Origin of the sequence: Streptomyces sp. NPDC001852, from assembly GCF_042891825.1 — a bacterium.
Lineage (GTDB): Bacteria > Actinomycetota > Actinomycetes > Streptomycetales > Streptomycetaceae > Streptomyces.
In genome coordinates this window covers 57545-74123 of the sequence record NZ_JBIATN010000032.1, presented here as the reverse complement: position 1 = coordinate 74123, position 16579 = coordinate 57545, and the positions used below count along the sequence as shown (strand labels likewise).

At 69.6% G+C, this 16579-nt stretch carries 17 protein-coding genes and 2 pseudogenes; 9 read left to right on the top strand and 10 right to left on the bottom strand.

The genetic code is table 11. From position 1 onward, the window contains the following. Window positions 1-71 precede the first annotated feature (71 nt). A complete protein-coding gene (locus tag ACFYZB_RS38305; protein ID WP_388766338.1) occupies window positions 72-1775 on the top strand; it encodes an NAD-dependent malic enzyme in 1704 nt (567 codons plus the stop codon). 22 nt (window positions 1776-1797) lie between these two features. Next, window positions 1798-2520, top strand: a complete 723-nt coding sequence (locus tag ACFYZB_RS38300) for a YoaK family protein (RefSeq protein ID WP_388766337.1) — start codon at window positions 1798-1800, stop codon at window positions 2518-2520. 9 nt (window positions 2521-2529) lie between these two features. Here ACFYZB_RS38300 and ACFYZB_RS38295 read toward each other — a convergent pair. After that, a pseudogene (locus ACFYZB_RS38295) lies at window positions 2530-2964 on the bottom strand (LuxR C-terminal-related transcriptional regulator); the annotation flags it as partial. Window positions 2965-3165: 201 nt separating this feature from the next. On the opposite strand from ACFYZB_RS38295, the gene ACFYZB_RS38290 reads away from it, so the two are divergent. Together ACFYZB_RS38290 and ACFYZB_RS38285 are read left to right on the top strand one after the other, a co-directional pair. Beyond that, window positions 3166-3543, top strand: coding sequence for a VOC family protein (locus ACFYZB_RS38290; protein WP_388766335.1), 378 nt, complete (start codon window positions 3166-3168; stop codon window positions 3541-3543). A gap of 151 nt (window positions 3544-3694) precedes the next feature. Beyond that, window positions 3695-4233, top strand: a pseudogene (locus ACFYZB_RS38285) (transposase); the annotation flags it as partial. Window positions 4234-4243: 10 nt separating this feature from the next. On the opposite strand, the gene ACFYZB_RS38280 reads toward ACFYZB_RS38285, so the two are convergent. Beyond that, a complete protein-coding gene (locus ACFYZB_RS38280; RefSeq protein WP_388766333.1) occupies window positions 4244-4465 on the bottom strand; it encodes a transposase in 222 nt (73 codons plus the stop codon). On the opposite strand from ACFYZB_RS38280, the gene ACFYZB_RS38275 reads away from it, so the two are divergent. After that, window positions 4464-5279: an IS110 family transposase gene (locus ACFYZB_RS38275; protein WP_388766332.1), complete on the top strand. Its 816-nt coding sequence runs from the start codon at window positions 4464-4466 to the stop codon at window positions 5277-5279. The genes ACFYZB_RS38280 and ACFYZB_RS38275 overlap by 2 nt on opposite strands. Before the next feature lie 24 nt (window positions 5280-5303). On the opposite strand, the gene ACFYZB_RS38270 is transcribed toward ACFYZB_RS38275, so the two are convergent. The 3 genes from ACFYZB_RS38270 to ACFYZB_RS38260 all read right to left on the bottom strand — a co-directional run bounded on the left by ACFYZB_RS38270 (window position 5304) and on the right by ACFYZB_RS38260 (window position 6453). After that, window positions 5304-5483: a hypothetical protein gene (locus ACFYZB_RS38270; protein ID WP_388766331.1), complete on the bottom strand. Its 180-nt coding sequence runs from the start codon at window positions 5481-5483 to the stop codon at window positions 5304-5306. 334 nt (window positions 5484-5817) lie between these two features. Continuing rightward, window positions 5818-6036 carry a helix-turn-helix transcriptional regulator gene (locus ACFYZB_RS38265; protein ID WP_388766328.1) on the bottom strand — a complete coding sequence of 73 codons (219 nt, stop codon included), beginning with the start codon at window positions 6034-6036 and terminating at the stop codon, window positions 5818-5820. Window positions 6037-6045: 9 nt separating this feature from the next. Continuing rightward, window positions 6046-6453, bottom strand: coding sequence for a hypothetical protein (locus ACFYZB_RS38260; protein ID WP_388766326.1), 408 nt, complete (start codon window positions 6451-6453; stop codon window positions 6046-6048). Between the two features lie 279 nt (window positions 6454-6732). Between ACFYZB_RS38260 and ACFYZB_RS38255 the strand changes: the two genes are divergently transcribed. The 4 genes from ACFYZB_RS38255 to ACFYZB_RS38240 all read left to right on the top strand — a co-directional run bounded on the left by ACFYZB_RS38255 (window position 6733) and on the right by ACFYZB_RS38240 (window position 9355). Next, window positions 6733-7110 carry a hypothetical protein gene (locus ACFYZB_RS38255; RefSeq protein WP_030825962.1) on the top strand — a complete coding sequence of 126 codons (378 nt, stop codon included), beginning with the start codon at window positions 6733-6735 and terminating at the stop codon, window positions 7108-7110. Between the two features lie 216 nt (window positions 7111-7326). After that, complete coding sequence (locus ACFYZB_RS38250) at window positions 7327-7665, top strand: DUF6193 family natural product biosynthesis protein (protein ID WP_388766324.1); 339 nt, start codon at window positions 7327-7329, stop codon at window positions 7663-7665. Window positions 7666-7794: 129 nt separating this feature from the next. Continuing rightward, entirely contained in the window at window positions 7795-8373 is a 579-nt protein-coding gene (locus ACFYZB_RS38245; RefSeq protein ID WP_388766323.1) for a suppressor of fused domain protein, read from the top strand. 253 nt (window positions 8374-8626) lie between these two features. Then, window positions 8627-9355, top strand: a complete 729-nt coding sequence (locus tag ACFYZB_RS38240; protein WP_388766321.1) for a hypothetical protein — start codon at window positions 8627-8629, stop codon at window positions 9353-9355. A 121-nt stretch (window positions 9356-9476) separates the two neighbouring features. Here the strand turns inward: ACFYZB_RS38240 and ACFYZB_RS38235 are convergent, their stop codons facing one another. From ACFYZB_RS38235 to ACFYZB_RS38215, 5 genes are all read right to left on the bottom strand, one after another. Continuing rightward, window positions 9477-10769 (bottom strand): alpha/beta hydrolase family protein, encoded by a 1293-nt coding sequence (locus tag ACFYZB_RS38235; RefSeq protein WP_388766319.1) that lies wholly within the window; start codon window positions 10767-10769, stop codon window positions 9477-9479. 86 nt (window positions 10770-10855) lie between these two features. Further along, window positions 10856-12220, bottom strand: a complete 1365-nt coding sequence (locus ACFYZB_RS38230) for a carotenoid oxygenase family protein (RefSeq protein ID WP_388766317.1) — start codon at window positions 12218-12220, stop codon at window positions 10856-10858. A gap of 43 nt (window positions 12221-12263) precedes the next feature. After that, on the bottom strand, window positions 12264-12704 hold the full coding sequence (locus tag ACFYZB_RS38225) for an SRPBCC family protein (RefSeq protein ID WP_388766315.1): 441 nt from the start codon (window positions 12702-12704) through the stop codon (window positions 12264-12266). Window positions 12705-12796: 92 nt separating this feature from the next. Beyond that, entirely contained in the window at window positions 12797-14284 is a 1488-nt protein-coding gene (locus ACFYZB_RS38220; protein ID WP_388766312.1) for an MFS transporter, read from the bottom strand. Window positions 14285-14400: 116 nt separating this feature from the next. Then, a complete protein-coding gene (locus tag ACFYZB_RS38215) occupies window positions 14401-16392 on the bottom strand; it encodes an ATP-binding protein (RefSeq protein WP_388766310.1) in 1992 nt (663 codons plus the stop codon). Window positions 16393-16579: the final 187 nt, after the last annotated feature.

The window sequence follows — 16579 nt, the reverse complement described above, 5'->3', positions numbered from 1 at the left end:
AACTTCCGGCGCCACCCTGGGAGGGACAGGGCGACCGACGGGTCGCGACCCCGGACACGTCTGGAGCGACGATGAGTACCCAGTGGAAGGCCCGCGCCGACCGGTTCGAGACCTCCGCGCGCGGCCGCGCCGTACTGGCCGACCCCCGGCTGAACCGCGGCACGGCGTTCACCGAGCAGGAGCGCCGGGAGCTGGGCCTGGACGGGCTGGTCCCGCCCCGGGTCCTGACCCTCGACCAGCAGGCCGACCGGGCGTACGGCCAGTACTCGGCCCAGCCCACCGACCTGGCCAAGCACGTCAACCTCGCGGCCCTGCACGACCGCAACGAGGTGCTGTTCTACCGGCTGCTGAGCGATCACCTCTCGGAGATGCTGCCCATCGTGTACACGCCGACGGTCGGTACGGCCATCGAGCGGTACAGCACCGAGTACCGGCGGCCGCGGGGCATCTACCTGTCGGTCGACGCGCCCGAGGACATGGAACGGGCCCTGCGCGCCTCCGGACTGGGCGCCGAGGACGTCGACCTGGTCGTGGCGACCGACGGCGAGGCCATCCTGGGCATCGGCGACTGGGGCGTGGGCGGCATCGACATCTCCGTCGGCAAGCTCGCCGTCTACACGGCCGCCGCCGGCATCGACCCGGCCCGCACGCTCGCCGTCGTCCTCGATGTCGGCACCAACCGCAAGCAGCTCCTCGACGACCCGCTGTACCTGGGCAACCGCCACCCCCGGGTGGACACCGAGACCTACGACGCGTTCATCGAGCGCTACGTCAGCACCGCGGAGCGCCTCTTCCCCGACGCGCTGCTGCACTTCGAGGACTTCGGTCCGGCCAACGCGCGCCGCATCCTCGACCGCTACCGGGGTGAGCACTTCGTCTTCAACGACGACATCCAGGGCACGGGCGCGGTCAACCTGGCCGCCGTGCTGTCCGGCGTTCGGGCCAGCGGGATGCCGTTGCCCGAGCAACGGGTCGTGGTCTTCGGCGCCGGTACGGCGGGCATGGGCATCGCCGACCAGCTGCGGGACGCCATGGTCGCGGAGGGGCTGAGCCGTCAGGAGGCCACCGCCCGTTTCTGGGCCGTGGACCGCTACGGGCTGGTCACCCGAGGCCAGGAGGGTCTGCGCGACTTCCAGGCCCCCTACGCGCGGTCCGTCGACGAGGTCGCCGACTGGCAGCGGGACGATGAGGTCGGCGGCTACTCGCTGGAGGAGGTGGTGCGCCGGGTGCGGCCCACCGTGCTGATCGGCACCTCGGGACAAGGCGGTGCCTTCACCGAGAGCATCGTGCGGGAGATGGCCGAGCACACCGAGCGCCCGATCGTCCTGCCGATGTCCAACCCCACCCGGCTCGCCGAGGCCGTGCCCTCCGAGCTGCTGGACTGGACCGACGGCCGTGCGCTCGTCGCGACCGGCAGCCCCTTCGAGCCGGTGACCAGCGGCGGGGTCACCTACGAGATCGGCCAGGCCAACAACGCGCTCATCTTCCCCGGCCTCGGCCTCGGCGCCGTCGTCACCCGCGCCACCCGCGTCACCGACTCCATGCTGTCCGCCGCCGCCCACGCCGTCGCCGAGCAGGTGGACTCCACGGAACAGGGCGCCTCGCTCCTCCCCCACACCCGGGACCTGCGGCGCACCTCCGCCGCCGTGGCGGTCGCCGTGGCACGGGCCGCGGCCGAGGACGGCGTCGCCCGCGAGCGGGTGGACGACCGCATCGAGGAGCGGGTGCGGGAGGCCATGTGGGAGCCGGTGTACCGGCCGGTGGTGGCGGTCTGAGGTGCCGGGGACAGGGATTGGTATGAGCGGCGGGGCGATCGAACGCGGGCGGGCCACCCGGTTGTTCGCGGCGACGAGGGAACTGGTGGGCCAGGACGACCGGCTGCTGTCGCCGCTGCTGGTGCTGACCCTGCTCAGCGGGGTGGTCGACGCGGTCAGCCTGCTCGGCCTGGGGCATGTCTTCGTGGCCAACATGACGGGCAACCTCGTCCTCGTCGGCCTGTCGCTCGCCGCGTCGCCGGAGTCCTCCGCCGCCGGTCCCGTGGTGGCCCTCGGCGGCTTTGTCGCGGGTGCCCTGCTGGTGCGCGCGGTGGCACCCCGCCATGTCGACCACCGGTCGCTGCTCGGCGTCTGCGCCGCGCTGGAAGCGGTGCTGTTCGTCGCGGCGGCCCTGAACTGGTCGTACGGTGACGGGAAGGCGCTGCCGATCCTGTTGTGCGCGGTGGCGCTGGGCATGCAGAACGCGGCGGTCCGTCGGCTCGGCCTGGCGGGGCTCACCACCACGGTGATGACCAGCACGTTGACCGGCCTGGTCGCGGGCCGCGCGGAGGAGCGCACGGCGTCGACGTCGCGCCGACAGACGCTCAGTGTGCTCACCCTCATCGCCGGTGCCGCGCTGGGCGCGGTGGCCGTGCGGTCGGCGGGCACGCCCGGGACGCTGGCGGCGGTGGCCGTGCTCGCGGTCGTCGTGGCGGTCACCGTGCTCGTGCGCGAATCCGGCACGAGGAGCGGGGCCAGGGCGTGATCCGTGCGCTCAGCTCGCGTTGGGCCGGGCGAGGCCGATGTCGTACGCGAAGATCACGGCCTTGATGCGGTCACGGGCGCCGATCTTCGCCAGGACCCGCCCGACGTGGGTCTTCACGGTGGACTCGGACAGCACGAAGTGGGTGGCGATCTCGCCGTTGGTCCACCCCTTGCCGATGGCCTCGAGGCTCTCGCGCTCCCGCTCGGTGAGCGTGGTCCGCCTCGGGTCCTCGTCGAGGTCGCGTCCGGTGCGCGGCCGGCCGTGGGCGTACTCGTCCAGGATGCGGCGGGTCAGGGCGGGGGCGATGACGGCGTCGCCGGCGGCCACGGCACGGATCCCGGCGAGGAGTTCCTCGGGGCGGGCGTCTTTGAGGAGGAAGCCGCTGGCTCCGGCGCTCAAGGCGGCGTGGACGTACTCGTCGAGGTCGAACGTGGTCAGCACCAGTGGCGCCGTCGCCACCAAGCGATAGCCATGCGCTGCCACTACAAACGCCGCACCACCGGTCACGAACTTCGACCACATGACGACGCGTCAGCTGAGTATGCTCAGAAAACAGCCCCTGACCAGCGGCGATAGCGAGCTGCAACTGGAGTACTAGTACTCCAGTCGTAGATCCTGATCAGGCCTCATGGGATGCTGCCCAGCATGGTCGCGAAGCTGCAGTGTCTCGTGTTGGACTGTGCCGATGTTGCTGAGCTGTCCCGGTTCTACCAGTCGTTTCTTGGCGGCGTGGTGAACCAACCGGATCCGAGGTGGTCGCTCGGCGAGCACTGGGCGACTCTCCACACCGACGGTGGGTTCGTGCTGGCCTTCCAGCGCGTGGAAGACCACCAGCCGCCGCAATGGCCAGACCCCAACCGCCCCCAGCAGTTCCACCTCGATCTCGGGGTTGAGGACCTGGACCAGGCCCAGGAAGACGTCATCAAGCGCGGCGCCACACTGCTCGACGACGGCGATGGGACACGGAGTTGGCGCATATTCGCCGATCCCGCAGGACACCCGTTCTGCCTGGTCCGGGACTAACCGGAGACATCGAAGAGGTGCGGCCACCGTTGATCATCGTGAGTTGTGTGGGCAGACGAAGATCACTCGGTGGCCCCGTGCCACAGCGTAGTGCCTACCCGGTGGCGATCGATGTTCGACCACCTGATGGGCCGCGTCGCCGGCCGGTTCACGCGGATTGAACCACGTCGCCGCGCAACGGCGTTGGCGCTCGGAGAACTCCCAGGTCGCCGTCTACCTCGTCTACTCCACCGCCCACGGACACGCGGCCATCGACCGCGCCCTGTATGTGTCCCGCTCGTGGACCGAGGACCCGGACCGCTGCAGGAGCGCGGGCATCCCCGACAACCTGGCGTTCGCCACCACGGCCCAACTCGCCGCGCGCATGGTCGCGCGGGCCCTGGAGGCGGGACACCCGCGCGCTGGTTCGCGGGAGACGAGATCTACGGCGACAACCCGCACCTGCGGACCGTCCTGGAACGTCGCCGCATCGGCTACGTCCTGGCCGTCTCCAGCACCCACCCCGTCGTCACGCACGCTGGGAAGTTCCAGGCGAAGGCCCTGACCGCGCGGATCCCGAAGCGGGCCTGGCAGCGGCTGTCGGCCGGAGCGGGCGCGAAGGGCAAGCGGTACTACGACTGGGCACAGATCGACATCCACGACCCGGCCCGGCGGCCCTCAGACATGCGGACGGCTTCGCGCAGCCGGTCATGCAACTCGGTCACCAGTCCCGTGTCCCGCCAGCGGCGAAGAAGGCATACACGCGTGGCCGGGGCGGGAAGTCGGCGGGCATCGCCCGCCATTTGATGCCGTTGTCGACGAGGTAGCGCACGGCATCGATCATCTGCCGGTGGCAGTAGCCCTCCGGACGGCCGCCCCGGCCCGCCAGCCATCCCGGCACCGGGAGCAGGTCCCGCACCAGTGCCCACTCCGCATCGCTCATGTCCGAGTCGTGCCGGGGCCGGCGCTCCGGCCGGTCAGCGCGTTCCCGAACCGATGGGCGAGACAGTCACACCCACGGGTGGACCGACTGGACCCGGCAACCACGACCACGCGACACTTCGACAACACGGCCTCTTGCTTCTCGCTGGACTCGACAACCGCGAGCTACGGCCGTCGATCTGAACGCCGGCGGTGGCGCTCTGCTGATGGCCCTGCTGACCAGCCATGGTCAGCAGCTCTCTACAACCCTGGCCGAACCGTCCACCACGCCGCTTCCCGTGGCTACCGGTTACCGTGGAGACGGCAAGACCGATGCGAAGGACGCCTACGTTATTGCCGACCAGGCACGGATGCGCCGGGACCTGCAGCCTCTGCAGGAATGGGACGAGATCGCGGTGGACCTGAAGATCCTCACCGCCCGCCGCTACGACCTCGCCGCCGACCGCACCCGCGCCGTCAACCGGATGCGGGAACAGCTGCTGGAGTACTTCCCGGCCCTGGAACGGACCTTCGATTACGCCGCGTCCAAAGCCGCACTGATCCTTTTGACCGGCTACCAGACTCCGGCCGACCTGCGCCGGGTCGGCCCGAGCCGGCTCGCCACCTGGCTGAAGAACCGTAAAGTGCGTGGCGCCCAGGCGGTGGCCGATGCGGCTGTTGCTGCGTCGCAGGCCCAGCACATCGCCGTGGCCGGGGAGAGCACAGCCGCCGCTTTGGTGAACACCCTGGCCCGGTCCGTTCTGGCTCTCAACGAAGAGATCGCCGCCGTCAGGCCGATGGCAATCAGAGCCGCACCTCCTTCGGAGTCGGCATAGCGGATGGGACGTTCCTCGCCGCCTTCACCGCAGAAGAAGTACGTGCCCCCCAGCACCGTCGCCAGCGAACCCCTCAAGCGCGGCGCCCGAGGTGAGGTGCACTTCCTCGACATGATCGCCTCGGTCCAGGTCGAAGTCACCCGGCCAAGCGAGAATTCGGGCAGCTTCTTCCTGCTCACGGACGGCAGCGATCAACGATTCCATGGTCTGCAGCCTACGGCCCACTGCTTGACAAACATGATTGGGAATCAGTCACAGGTGAGCCGAAGCACGATAGGTGTCACCATCAACCTCTACTGACCTGCGGCTTCGGTGAGGCCGAAGCACGGTAGATGTCACCAGGTGGGCGCGCTATCTGTCACGGTGGCGTGCGAAGCAGGGGCAGTGTCACCGGCGCCGGTGCTTCGCCGGTCGCCTGAGCTGCCCAGCGGGTCGTGGAGAGCCCGGCACCACTCGTCCGGAGATCTTGGTGACAGCTGTCGCCCTTCGGCTCACCGTCGAGAATGCTCCCGAAGGGTCCGGCTGAAAGTACTCAATGTCAGGCCGGGTCGCCCGCCGTTTCCGTCCGGTCAGGACGGAAGATTTCCTCGATGGTCAGGCCGAAGACGTCGGCGATGGTGAACGCCAGAGGCAGGCTGGGATCGTACCGCTCGGTTTCGATGGCGTTGATGGCCTGCCGGGAGACCTGGCACCGGTCGGCCAGGTCGGCCTGGCTCCACCGGCGAGCTGCACGCAGTTCGCGGAGTCGGTTCTTCACAGTGCGCCGTCACCGGTTCAGGCGGGTACGCAGGTCGGCGATCGTCATCCAGATGCCCACGCCGCCAAGGAGGATCAACTGCGCGAGCTGATGGAGCTGGATGATGCCCGCGGCATCGAGCAGGGTAGCCACTTGCAGCCCCACGAGGACCGCGGCGAACGCGATGGCCATGCTCTCCAGCTGAATCCTGCGCAGGTATTCGTCCGCGCGCCGGAATGCCCGTAGCAGCACCCAGACGATCGCGAGGGTGAAGACGGCGGTGGTTGCGATCCACCACGCCTTCTGGGCGGTGCTCTGATGGGGGTTGCTGCCCAGTGCCAGGGCTATCACGCCCAACGTAGACACGGGTATGCCGTCGATGAGTACAGCGCGACGGGCCGCGCGCGTCACCTGGTCCTGCTGTACCTGCTTTGCCATGTGGATGAATGTAAGGTGTCCCTTCCATTAGGTCGAGCAACCCTGACCTAGTGGAAGGGACACCTTCCATTTCGGGGATGTTGAACGACAACCGGCTCCTGACCCGCCGGGCGTTGCTCGGCACCGCCTTAGCGTCAGCCAACGCTTCCGTCCCTACGGCCACCGCAGCATCCGCCCGGTCGCGACCCGCCGCGGACGCGCCGACCGCAGCCAACCCCACACCGCTCGGAAGGCGACTCACGGGACGAGCGCACGCGAAACGGCTGGTATTACTGGGGCATGCAGGAAGAGATTGCACGCTCCGCTATCGACACGTTCATCTCCGCGTTCAACGCCTCGGACGACAGTTATGTGACTGCCCTGCTCTCCCAGGCTCTGACCTCAGACGTGGTCTTCTGGGGGCCGCTGGGTCGCAGCGAAGGAATCGCGGCGGTCGAGCGGTTCGTGCTGGACATCCGGCGCCACCCGGCGGGGACCGGCACGATGGTGCGCTGCTCGGCGGTGGACATGCCTGACGAGTGGGCCCGGTACCAGTGGGTCTTCACCACGCCGGACGGAGGTCCCCGCCTGGCGGGAACGGACGTCGTCCATCTGCGGCGGAGCCTCATCGACCAGGTCATCGTCTTTGCGGGGGAGATCGAGCCGTCCGCCTCTTGAATCATCCTTCTGTCACTGTCCTTTTCCTGAACTCGCGCCGTCGGCGTTCGGGTGCTGCGGTTCGTGGTTGGTCAGGCTTCGGTGTTGAAGGGGCGTCCGCCCAGCGGATGCCCTTCTCGCTGCGGACGCGGGCGCGTTCCCGCATAGGGCTGCAGGCAGCGCCCTGCTCACCACCCACCACTGTTCGCAGCCCCCGCGATCTTGGATGATCGAACCATGCCCGAAGCCCCTGATATCGCCACGGCCTGGCGCCACCTGCTGGAGCGGACTCCAGGGACCCGCCAAGGCGACCCGCCGGTCATCGAAGCCGCGCACGCACAACCGCAGCTGCGAGCCCTCTACCCCTTCCCGACCCATGGCACATTGCACTTCTTGAGCAGCGCCCCGCCCTGGCGCAAGCCAGACAACCTGCCCTTCATCGTCTGCAGTGGGCCGCCCTACAAGGTCTATGCGTCCGGCTACGCCGCCCTTCTCGGCGAAGGAGCGACACCTGAAGAAGCTGCCGCTCTCGTGGTCGCCCATCTGCCGACCGGCACCACGCGCACGGGAGGTTGAGGCGACCCAACCCCTGGGGAGTTCCGTGAACTCTGCTCTGGGGAATTCCGGGCTCTGGCGAAGATCTTGTGATCACCCAGCGTTGGAGCCCATCCGAGGGGTGTCGAGGGTCTCAGGCATGATGATCGGATGCCGAACACTGCTGCGAGTTCCGCTCTGCTCGATCATCTCCGCAGGACGCTCCCGGGCCGCGTCGTCGATGAGGTGTCGGGGGTCGACGGGCCGATCGAGGATCGTGTGCCCGGCTTTCGGGTGTTCCGGGTCCACCCAGCTCACCCTGGCGACTGGTGGCTGTATGTGACGTCAGGATGCTGGGAATCGACGCAACACGACGGCCATGGGGTTGAGTTCTTCCTCGCGGCGCCGCGCGACGAGTGGCTCAACCTGGAGAGCGTCACGATGAATGCGTACTACCACTGCGGGCCCGTTCACCAACGACTCGATGTCGGGCACACCGTACCGATCGGCAGGCCATGGCTCGACGACTCGGACTGCGATCACTACCTGGTGAGTCTGCCTTATCCATTCGGGCCCGAGTTCGAGATCTGCAAGTGGGGCGATGGTGCCCATGCCCGGATCCTGTGGCTGTTGCCGATCAGCAAGGCGGAGAAGGACTTCCGGCGGGAGGCCGGGTTGGAAGCGTTGGAGAGCCGATTCGAGGAGCTGGGGATCGACCCAGTCGATCCCCAGCGGGCATCCGTGGTCTGAGTCGCGACAGCCGAGAAGCAGGCCGGACACGCAAGTCCGGACGCAGTCAGGGTGTGAGGAGGACACGTTTGCGGAGCAAGTCGAGGTTGGCTCGGCCATAGCCTTTCCCCTTGAGGAGCTTGATCCGCGTGAAGTGGCCTTCGACCTGGCCCGAGCCCCAGGAGCTTGATAGGCCGGCGACGACGGCTCCTGGTCCCGGCGCAGGCCGGTGACCAGGGAGTGCAGTGCGGGTAGGTCGTCGGCGAGGACGATCGTGACCTTGCCGAGCACCCTCTTCCACTACACCAGCATCACGTCCTGGGAAGAGATCCGCGCGTCCGGCTACATCGACACCACATCCCAGGCAACACGCCATCTGGACGGCCGGTTGCCGCATGTGTGGCTCACCAACGGCCCCTGGCACGACAGCGGCCTGCGGGACCCGGACCGGACCGGCGTCCGGATATCAGTCGCCTCCGCCCCGTCCATCCTCTACTGGCCGCTACGGCGCGAGCGGTGCGACAACCGGACCGCCGTGGAGCAAGCCGGAGGCGACCCAGCAGCCTGGTACCTCTCCGATCAGCCCATCACAGCCGAGTACTGGCGCGCGGTGATCCGGATGGACACACGCGAAACACTCCTCAGCACGGACGCCGCTGAGCACCCGGTCTCATCCTGGGCAACAATGCCCATCCCATCCCGGATCAACGAAGCAATCCGCCGCCTCGACCGGCTCAGGCCGTCCGACCCATTTCGCGCCCGCCGGATCGACCAGCAGATCGTCAATCTGAAAGCCATCATCGGCCGGAGCGAACCGCAACAACGGCAACGAGCAGCATGGCGGACTCTGAAGGCCAAGATCGCGTCCTTCACAGAACCCCCGCCGCGACCGAACCGCAACCGGCCGCCTCGAACGCCCGGCCTGCTGTACCCGGGCCCCCTCACACGCCTACACGCACGACAACCTGTCGTGGCCTCGGAGTGCCCATCGTCGCCGTCGTAGCTGGTCGGCGGGCCCGTCGCCGCCCGCCATACGGAAGGCGCACTTGGCCCTGGAATCTGCCCGAGGTCGACCGAGACCGGCTCCCCGGAATGTCTGTGCAGATCCCCCTGGCCTACTGGTATCACGGGCCGTCACTGTCAACACGAAGCGTCACCACCGGATGTGAGACAGAGCCGCTCGTTTGACAGACTCCAGGCCGTCGCCGCAGTGTGTCGTCCAGCCAGTCGTAGATGCGGGCGAGGGCCAGTCGCTGGGCGCCCGCCTGGCAGTGGGCATCGGCACCCTCCGCCGAGGTGAACTCCATCAGGGTCCGGGGGCAGGTGAGGTGGTCGTAGAGCTGCCGGGCCTGCCCACCGAAGAACAGGTCCTCGACGGCCTCGCAGACCAGCGTGGGGCACTCGATCCGTTCGGCGAGGCCGTCGCGGAGGTGGTAGTCGAGATAGGCGGCACCGAAGGCGCGGGGGGTGTCGGCTCCCATCACGTACATGCCGTGGTTCAACGCCCACCGCATGACTGGGTCGGTGGCGATCAAGTGGTGCAGGCGGGCGTCGAGTTCGGGGTCCGAGACCGCGCGGAGCCGCCGCTCGGCCTCGTCCCGGTCACCGGGTACGGCGTTGGTGACCGCCTGGCCGAGGTCGTAGACGCCGTCCAGGGCGATCACCGCCGCCAGCCGGCGTTCGAAGGCCGCCGCCCTCGGGGCGAGCAGTCCGCCCATGCTGTTGCCAAGCAACGCGACCCGGCCTGCGTCGACTTCCGGCAGGGTCAGCGCGAAGTCGAGGACGGGGCCCACGACGTTCTCCCAGTCCGGACGGAAGACCAGCCCGTCGTGGTGCAACGGCCCCGGCTGCCCCGGGCCTTCGAAGACGAGGACGGTGTAGCCGCGCTCCACACCCGCCATCGCCCCGAAGAAATGCATCTCCTCGGCCGTGCCGTCGAAGCCGTTGTGCATCACCACGGTCGGCCGGGCGGTCGTGGAGGCGTCGGCCCGGTAGAGGTAGCCGGGCAGGGTGCCGCCTTCGTAGGGGATGCGGACCGGCTCGATCCGTGGAGTGGTGAACAGTTCCGCGGCGGCGTGGAAGCACTCCACGCTGCGGTCGTAGGCGTGGTGGTGGCGGGGGTCGCACGGGTTTCCGTGCAGGAAGAACTCCGCCGACCGGTAGTAGTTCGACGCCCGGAGGAATCCGTCACGGGCGCTGACCGGGTGGCCCTGCGCCAGGGCCCGCCGGGCCTCGGCGGACACGCGGTCTGCGGTGGCCAGCCACTCGTCGTGCCAGCTGCCGTAGTCGCCCTCCACGATGCGCACACTCGTCGAGACGACCTCGCCGAAGTCGGCCCCGCCGTAGGTGATGTGGCCGAACGACCGCAGGGTCTCGTACCAGAACTGGGCGTCTTTCGGGAACAGCAGGGGTTTCATGATCGCTCCTTGTCGTGCGGGGGCTGGGGGATGTCCGGGGCCCTGGGGGACGAGTCGTGCCCGTCCCCCAGGGCGGGTGGTGGTGATCAGCCCAGGTTCCCCTCGGGGGCGCTGTCGGGGATCCAGGAGCCATGGAGCCCGGCGCTCACCCGGTGAGGCAGGTGGACGGTGGCGATCCGGTCGAGGCCGGAGGCGTCGAGGACCAGCAGGTGCGAGGCGTCCTGCTTGAGGTCGGAGACGACGGTGAGCAGGTACCCGTCGTCCTCACGGGTTGCTCCGGCGGCGGGGACGAACACGGCTTCGCTGGGCATGCGGGCGTCGCCGACCTGGTAGATGCGGCGGGCACCGCTGGTGCGGTCGTACTTGACCAGGCCGTAACCGCCGAGGCCCTTCTCGTCGGGGAAGGAGATTGCGTACTGGTAGCGGTTCTCGGCGCCCACGTAGTCCTCGTTGAGAGTCGGGAACTCCACCGGCAGGTCGTCGATGATCTGCTCGTCGACGCTGCCGGCTGTCAGGTCGACCACCCAACGGCGGGTGTAGGAGCGGGCGACGGGCTCGCTTCCGCGCCCGGGCGCGCCGATCCACCAGTTCCAGGAGAGGTGGAAGCCCTCGCGGTCCACCGTGGGGCCCTCCAGGACGATGCGGCCCTGGCCGTCCTCGTAGGCGTTGGCGACGTGCAGCATGTTGCCCGGTTCGATGGAGAACCAGCGGATGTGGCCGGCGCCGTCTTCACCGCGGGGCATGACACCGATGCGGGAGGGCTGCTGGTCACTCCAGCCGTAGGGGATGCCGGAGTGGTCCGCCGGGTCGAAGGTGACGTTGCCCTCGACGAAGACCACGTGGTGGCGCGTGATGGCGAAGTCGTGCTTGAGCGAGGCCGTCGCTCCCTGCACCTCGGCACTGTGGACGATCTCGCCCTTGGCGTCGGCGACGTAGTACACCAGGTAGGGCGGGAACGGCGAGGACCCGAAGAAGTGGAGCTCCCCCGTCAGCGGGTCCTCCTTGGGGTGCGCGGTCATCGCGGTGCGCAGTTTGCCGTCGAAGTCGTAGGCGCCGACCGTTTCCAGGTCCTGGCCGAGTTCGAAGGGGTGGTTCGCCTCGCACAGCGCGAGCAGCCGTCCGGCGTGCTCGATGACGTGAGTGCCGGCGGTGCTGGCGGTCAGGTCCGGTCCGTGCTCGGTCATGTAGGGGGCGCCGTCCAGGGCGGGGGTGTGCACCCAGCGGTTGCGGTACCACTCGGCGCGGCCCTCGCGCAGCCGGATGCCGTGGACCATACCGCTGCCCTTGAACCAGTGGGTGGGGGTGACGCCGGGCTTGGGGTTGTGGCCGTTGCGGAGCAGCCGGCCGGTCAGCTCGGCGGGCAGGGTGCCCTCGACGGTGAGTCCGGTGGCGGTGATCTCGTCGGCGACGGGCTTGTAGTGGCCGGTCAGGTACGGCTTGTCAGCAGTCATGGAAGAAACCTCTTTCGGTGATGCGACATGATGTGGTGTGTCGTCAGGCGGTGTGTTCTGCACGCGCCTTGAGGCTGGAGAGCCAGTTCTCCAGGGACTGGTGGAGGGCCTTGCCGAGCCGGTCGGCCGCGGCTTCGACCGAGGTGCCGCTCCAGGACTCCTCGGTGCGGACGATGACGTGGTCGCCGCTCTGCTCGAACGTCCATACGTGCATGCCGGTGATGCCGCCGGCGGGGCCGCCCCACACGATCCGCTCGCCGGGGACCAGTTCGTGCACGGTGGAGGTGATGTCCAGTCCGTGGGTTCGCCAGGTGAAGGAACTGCCGGGCCTGAGTGGGCCGTTGACCTCAGCCCGGTCGACGTCCGCGTTCCATGTGGGCCAGGCCGCGATGTCGGTGTGCAGGTCCCACACCGTCGTGAGCGGGGCGTCGATCACTGTGCTCAGGCGGACGGTGACGGGGGCGGTCTCGTCGATAGTGGCCATGAGTGTGCTTCCATTTCTGATGGGTTGTGCCGGTGGTTGATGGCTTGTGCCGGTGGTTGATGGCTTGTGCGGTGGTCGGCTGATCCATCGGTTCAGCCGATCCGGGACGCTCGTGGGGTGTACGGGCCGGAGGCCGGGCAGGTGGGGGCGGTTGCGGTCCGCTCACCGGTACGGCGGGTGAGGAGCGGCGCGAGGAAGGCCGTGACGGCGAGGATCGCGGACGAGACGGTGAACGCGACCCGGTAGCCCGCGGTGAGCGCCTCCACGTGCGACCGGTGGACCGCGGCGTTCGCGGTGACCGAGGCGGCGAGTGTCGCGAGGGCGGCGAGTCCGATCGCGCCACCGACCTGGCGGGTGGTGTTCACCAGTCCCCCGGCCAGGCCCGCGTCCTGTGGCGGGACGCCGTCCACGGCGAGTGCGGTGAGCTGGACGAAGGCGATGCTCAAGCCGAGGCCGACCAGGGTGCTGGGACCGAGGACGTCGACGAAGTAGCTCCCGTCGGCACTGATCCGCGACAGCCACAGCAGGCCCGCGGCCTCGGTGAGCAGGGCTGCCGTCACGGTCGCGGTGGCGCCGATGCGCCGGGACAGGCGCGGGGCCAGGGTCGATCCGAGCATGTTGGCTACCGCGAGGGGCAGTTGGCCCATGCCAGCTGCCAGGGGGCTGGATCCGAGGACCTGTTGCTGGTAGAGCGGCAGGAAGAAGAACAGGGCGATCCACACGGATCCCAGCAGGGCCATCAGCAGGTTGCCCGCAGCCACCCGGCCCGTGGTGAACATACGTGGCGGTATGAGCGCGTTCGGCCGGCGAAGCTCGATCACGCCGAAGGCCGCGAGCAGTGCGGCGGCGGCGCCGAGGGCACCGAGCACGCGGCCGTCCGTCCAGCCGACGCCGCGTGCGGTGGTCAGTCCCCAGACCAGGGCGGTCAGGGCAAGGGTGACGGTGACGGTGCCCAGCAGATCGAAGCGCCCGGCCTTGCGGCCGGCCGACGGTGGCACGAGTGCCGCCACGGCGGCCAGGACGAGTACGGTCCCCAGCGCGACGGCGTAGAAGATCCATGCCCAGCCCCACGCCTGCGTGAGGACACCACCCAGCAGGACGCCGCCCGCTCCCCCGGCCCCGGACACCGCGCCCCACACCCCCAGTGCCCTGCCGCGCCCGGGACCGGGCGGGAACAGGTCCATGGCCAAGGCCAACGCCGCGGGGGCGATGGCGGCGGCACCGAGGCCCTGAACGGCGCGGGCCGCGATCAGCACGCCCGGGAAGGTGGCCGCACCCGCTGCCAGCGAGGCAGCCGCGAACAGCGCGAGGCCGGCGGCCAGCACCCGGCGGCGACCGAGTAGGTCGGCCGCCCGCCCCCCGGCCAGAAGAAGCGCGCCGAACGCCAAGCCGTAGGCGTTGACCACCCAGGTGGTGCCACTGTCCGACAGGCCGACACCGGCGCGGATCTGCGGCAGCGCGACGTTCACGATCGAGGTGGCGAGCATGACGGTGAACTGGGCCGCCGCGAGCACCGCGAGCACGGCCGACTGCCTGGGGGCGGGCGGAGTCCGCCCCGGTTGTGTGCGTGGGAGGTTCATGGCGCACAGCCTCGTGCGGAGCGGTGTCCACTCTCCAGGTCAGTCAGGGTTGATGACTGTCCACTCCTGTCCGTAGCTGTCCACCCCGTCCTGCCGACGCCGGGCGCCGGCCGTGGCTATCGGGGGCCGTGCAGCTCCTGCCGCCACAGGGCCTCGCAGAGCAGGTCCATGCCCTGGCGCAGGTGGCGCCGGTAGGTGCCGTACGGCAGTGCGAGGCGGCGGGCGGCGGCCTCCTGGGTGGGCGCGCCGGAGAAGTAGCCCGCCGTCAGGGCCTCGCGGGCGCGCACGCCGCGCGGGTCACCGGCAAGGTCGTCGACGGCCCGGCGGAGCAGGGCGCGCAGTTCCTGGACGGGGTCGGAGAGGTCGGCCGCCAGCCGGGTGCGCGTCAGGGCGCAGGCTGCGAAGGCGGCCGGGTCGCGCCAGTGCGTCAGGGCTTCGCGCACGGCCTGGTCGAACGCGGTGCGAGAGAAGGCCGACGGCCCGGACGGGGCAGGGGCGTCGGTGGCCGAGATGAAGCGGTTGAGCCAGGCCTCGACGGGCACTCGGCGCCAGTCGACGCCGAACAGGCCGTAGGTGTGCTCGCCCACCCGCGGTCGCGCACCGGTGTCGCTGAGGGTGCCCTTGACGCGCTCGGCCCAGGTCTCGGCGTCCCGCCAGACGGCGAAGCCGTAGGCACGGCCGCGGGCGCGGGCGGCCTCCGCCTGGGCGCGGGAACTGCTCAGGTCGATGACGCGTGAGGGGACCTGGTACCGCTCGGGGTAGACCGAGAAGCGGCTGATGCCGATGTGTTCGCCGGGGCTCACCGGCGCGGTGGCGTCGGTGTGTTCCCACGCCGCGGCGACGACGGGATCGGTGGCCAGGTCCTGGGGGTCGGGAGGAGCCGGCAGGACGAGCCGGGCAGTGAATGCCACGATGCGGCCCGTGCTGACGAGGCGATAGACGCTGAAGGCCTGCGGCTGGCGCTGTGCCCAGTACCGGACCAGTTCTGCCGAGGCGCGCCCCTCGGTCTCCGCTGCCATCCGCAGCACGACGTCCATGTCGTCCGGGTGCAGCGGGCGGTCGTGCACCTCGTCCTCGCGGGACCAGGTGCGTAGCCGGGCCAGGATCTTCCCCTCGCGAAAGAGGTAGAAGAGCTCGTCGGTGACGGTCCAGACCCGTTCCTCGGGCGCCTCTCGCAGCAGGCGCAGGTATTCCTCCGCCAGTCGGCGGCGCATCGTCACGAACGCCTGGGGAGCCCGCCAGCGGAGATCGGCGGCGAGCGTCTCGCGTGCCGCGTCGTGCGGGTGCAGCCCGCGATGCGTGGATTCCATGAAGGGCAGGTCCCGCAGCCAGGAGAAGAGAAGATGGGCGTCCTCCTCCGGCAGCACCGCGGTGAGCAGTTCCTCGGATGTCGAGTGAGCCTGTGCCGCCACCTCCAGGGCACGGCGGTGGGAAGCCGAGGGCACCTCACCGATCAGCCCTGTCAGCAGGGTTCGCAGGACATCCGCCGAAGGGGACCAGATCTCCTCCCGGCTGCAGCCCGTCGATCCTGCGGCCGCGGCGAGGGACAACGCCAGGGGGTTGCCTCCGGCGAAGCGCAGCACCCGGTCCCGCAGTTCGGGCCGGATCCGCGCCGCGGCCAGCAGGCTCCGGGCCTGTTCCTCGGAGAACGGCTCCAGCTCGGTCACGTGCAAGAGCCCGGCCCAGGCGGGGTCGGCGGTCCACTGCGGCTGCGGAGCGAGCCGACCGGCCAGGACGACGAGGGCGCCGTCAGCGGCGCGCGGCAGAAAGTGCTGCCACAGCCAGCTTTCCAGCCACTGGCAGTGCTCGAAGGAGTCCAGGACCAGGACCGTGCCGGGAACGTCCAGGAAAGGACCGGCCGCGCGCTCGAAAACGTCCGGGTCCCGGCTGAGGAAACGGCCGTCCAGTTCGACGAGCAGCCGGCCTGCCGCACGAGCCTGGTCCGCCAGGCAGCGCAGAAGCGTCGACTTCCCTATGCCGCCCGGCCCGAACACGTAGAACGCGAACGGCGCCTGCGGATCGCCGGCCAAGGCCCTCTCGAAGCACCTGAGTTCCTCGTCCCGGCCGACGAAGGCCCGTATGCGTGCCCTGCTCAGTCTCTCACCCACGGACACCATGGCCGCTCCCGTCCCCATGTCTCGGCACCGGACAGCCATGTCCGGAGACATCCACCGGCCCTCGCGGAGACGGGCATCGGCCGAAGGCGCGTCTTGCGGTGGTCCGTCCGCCGCCTCTTGCGCCGTTCCGCTCGAACTGACCGGGACCACGCCACGCACTCGTTCAGAGAGACGGCTT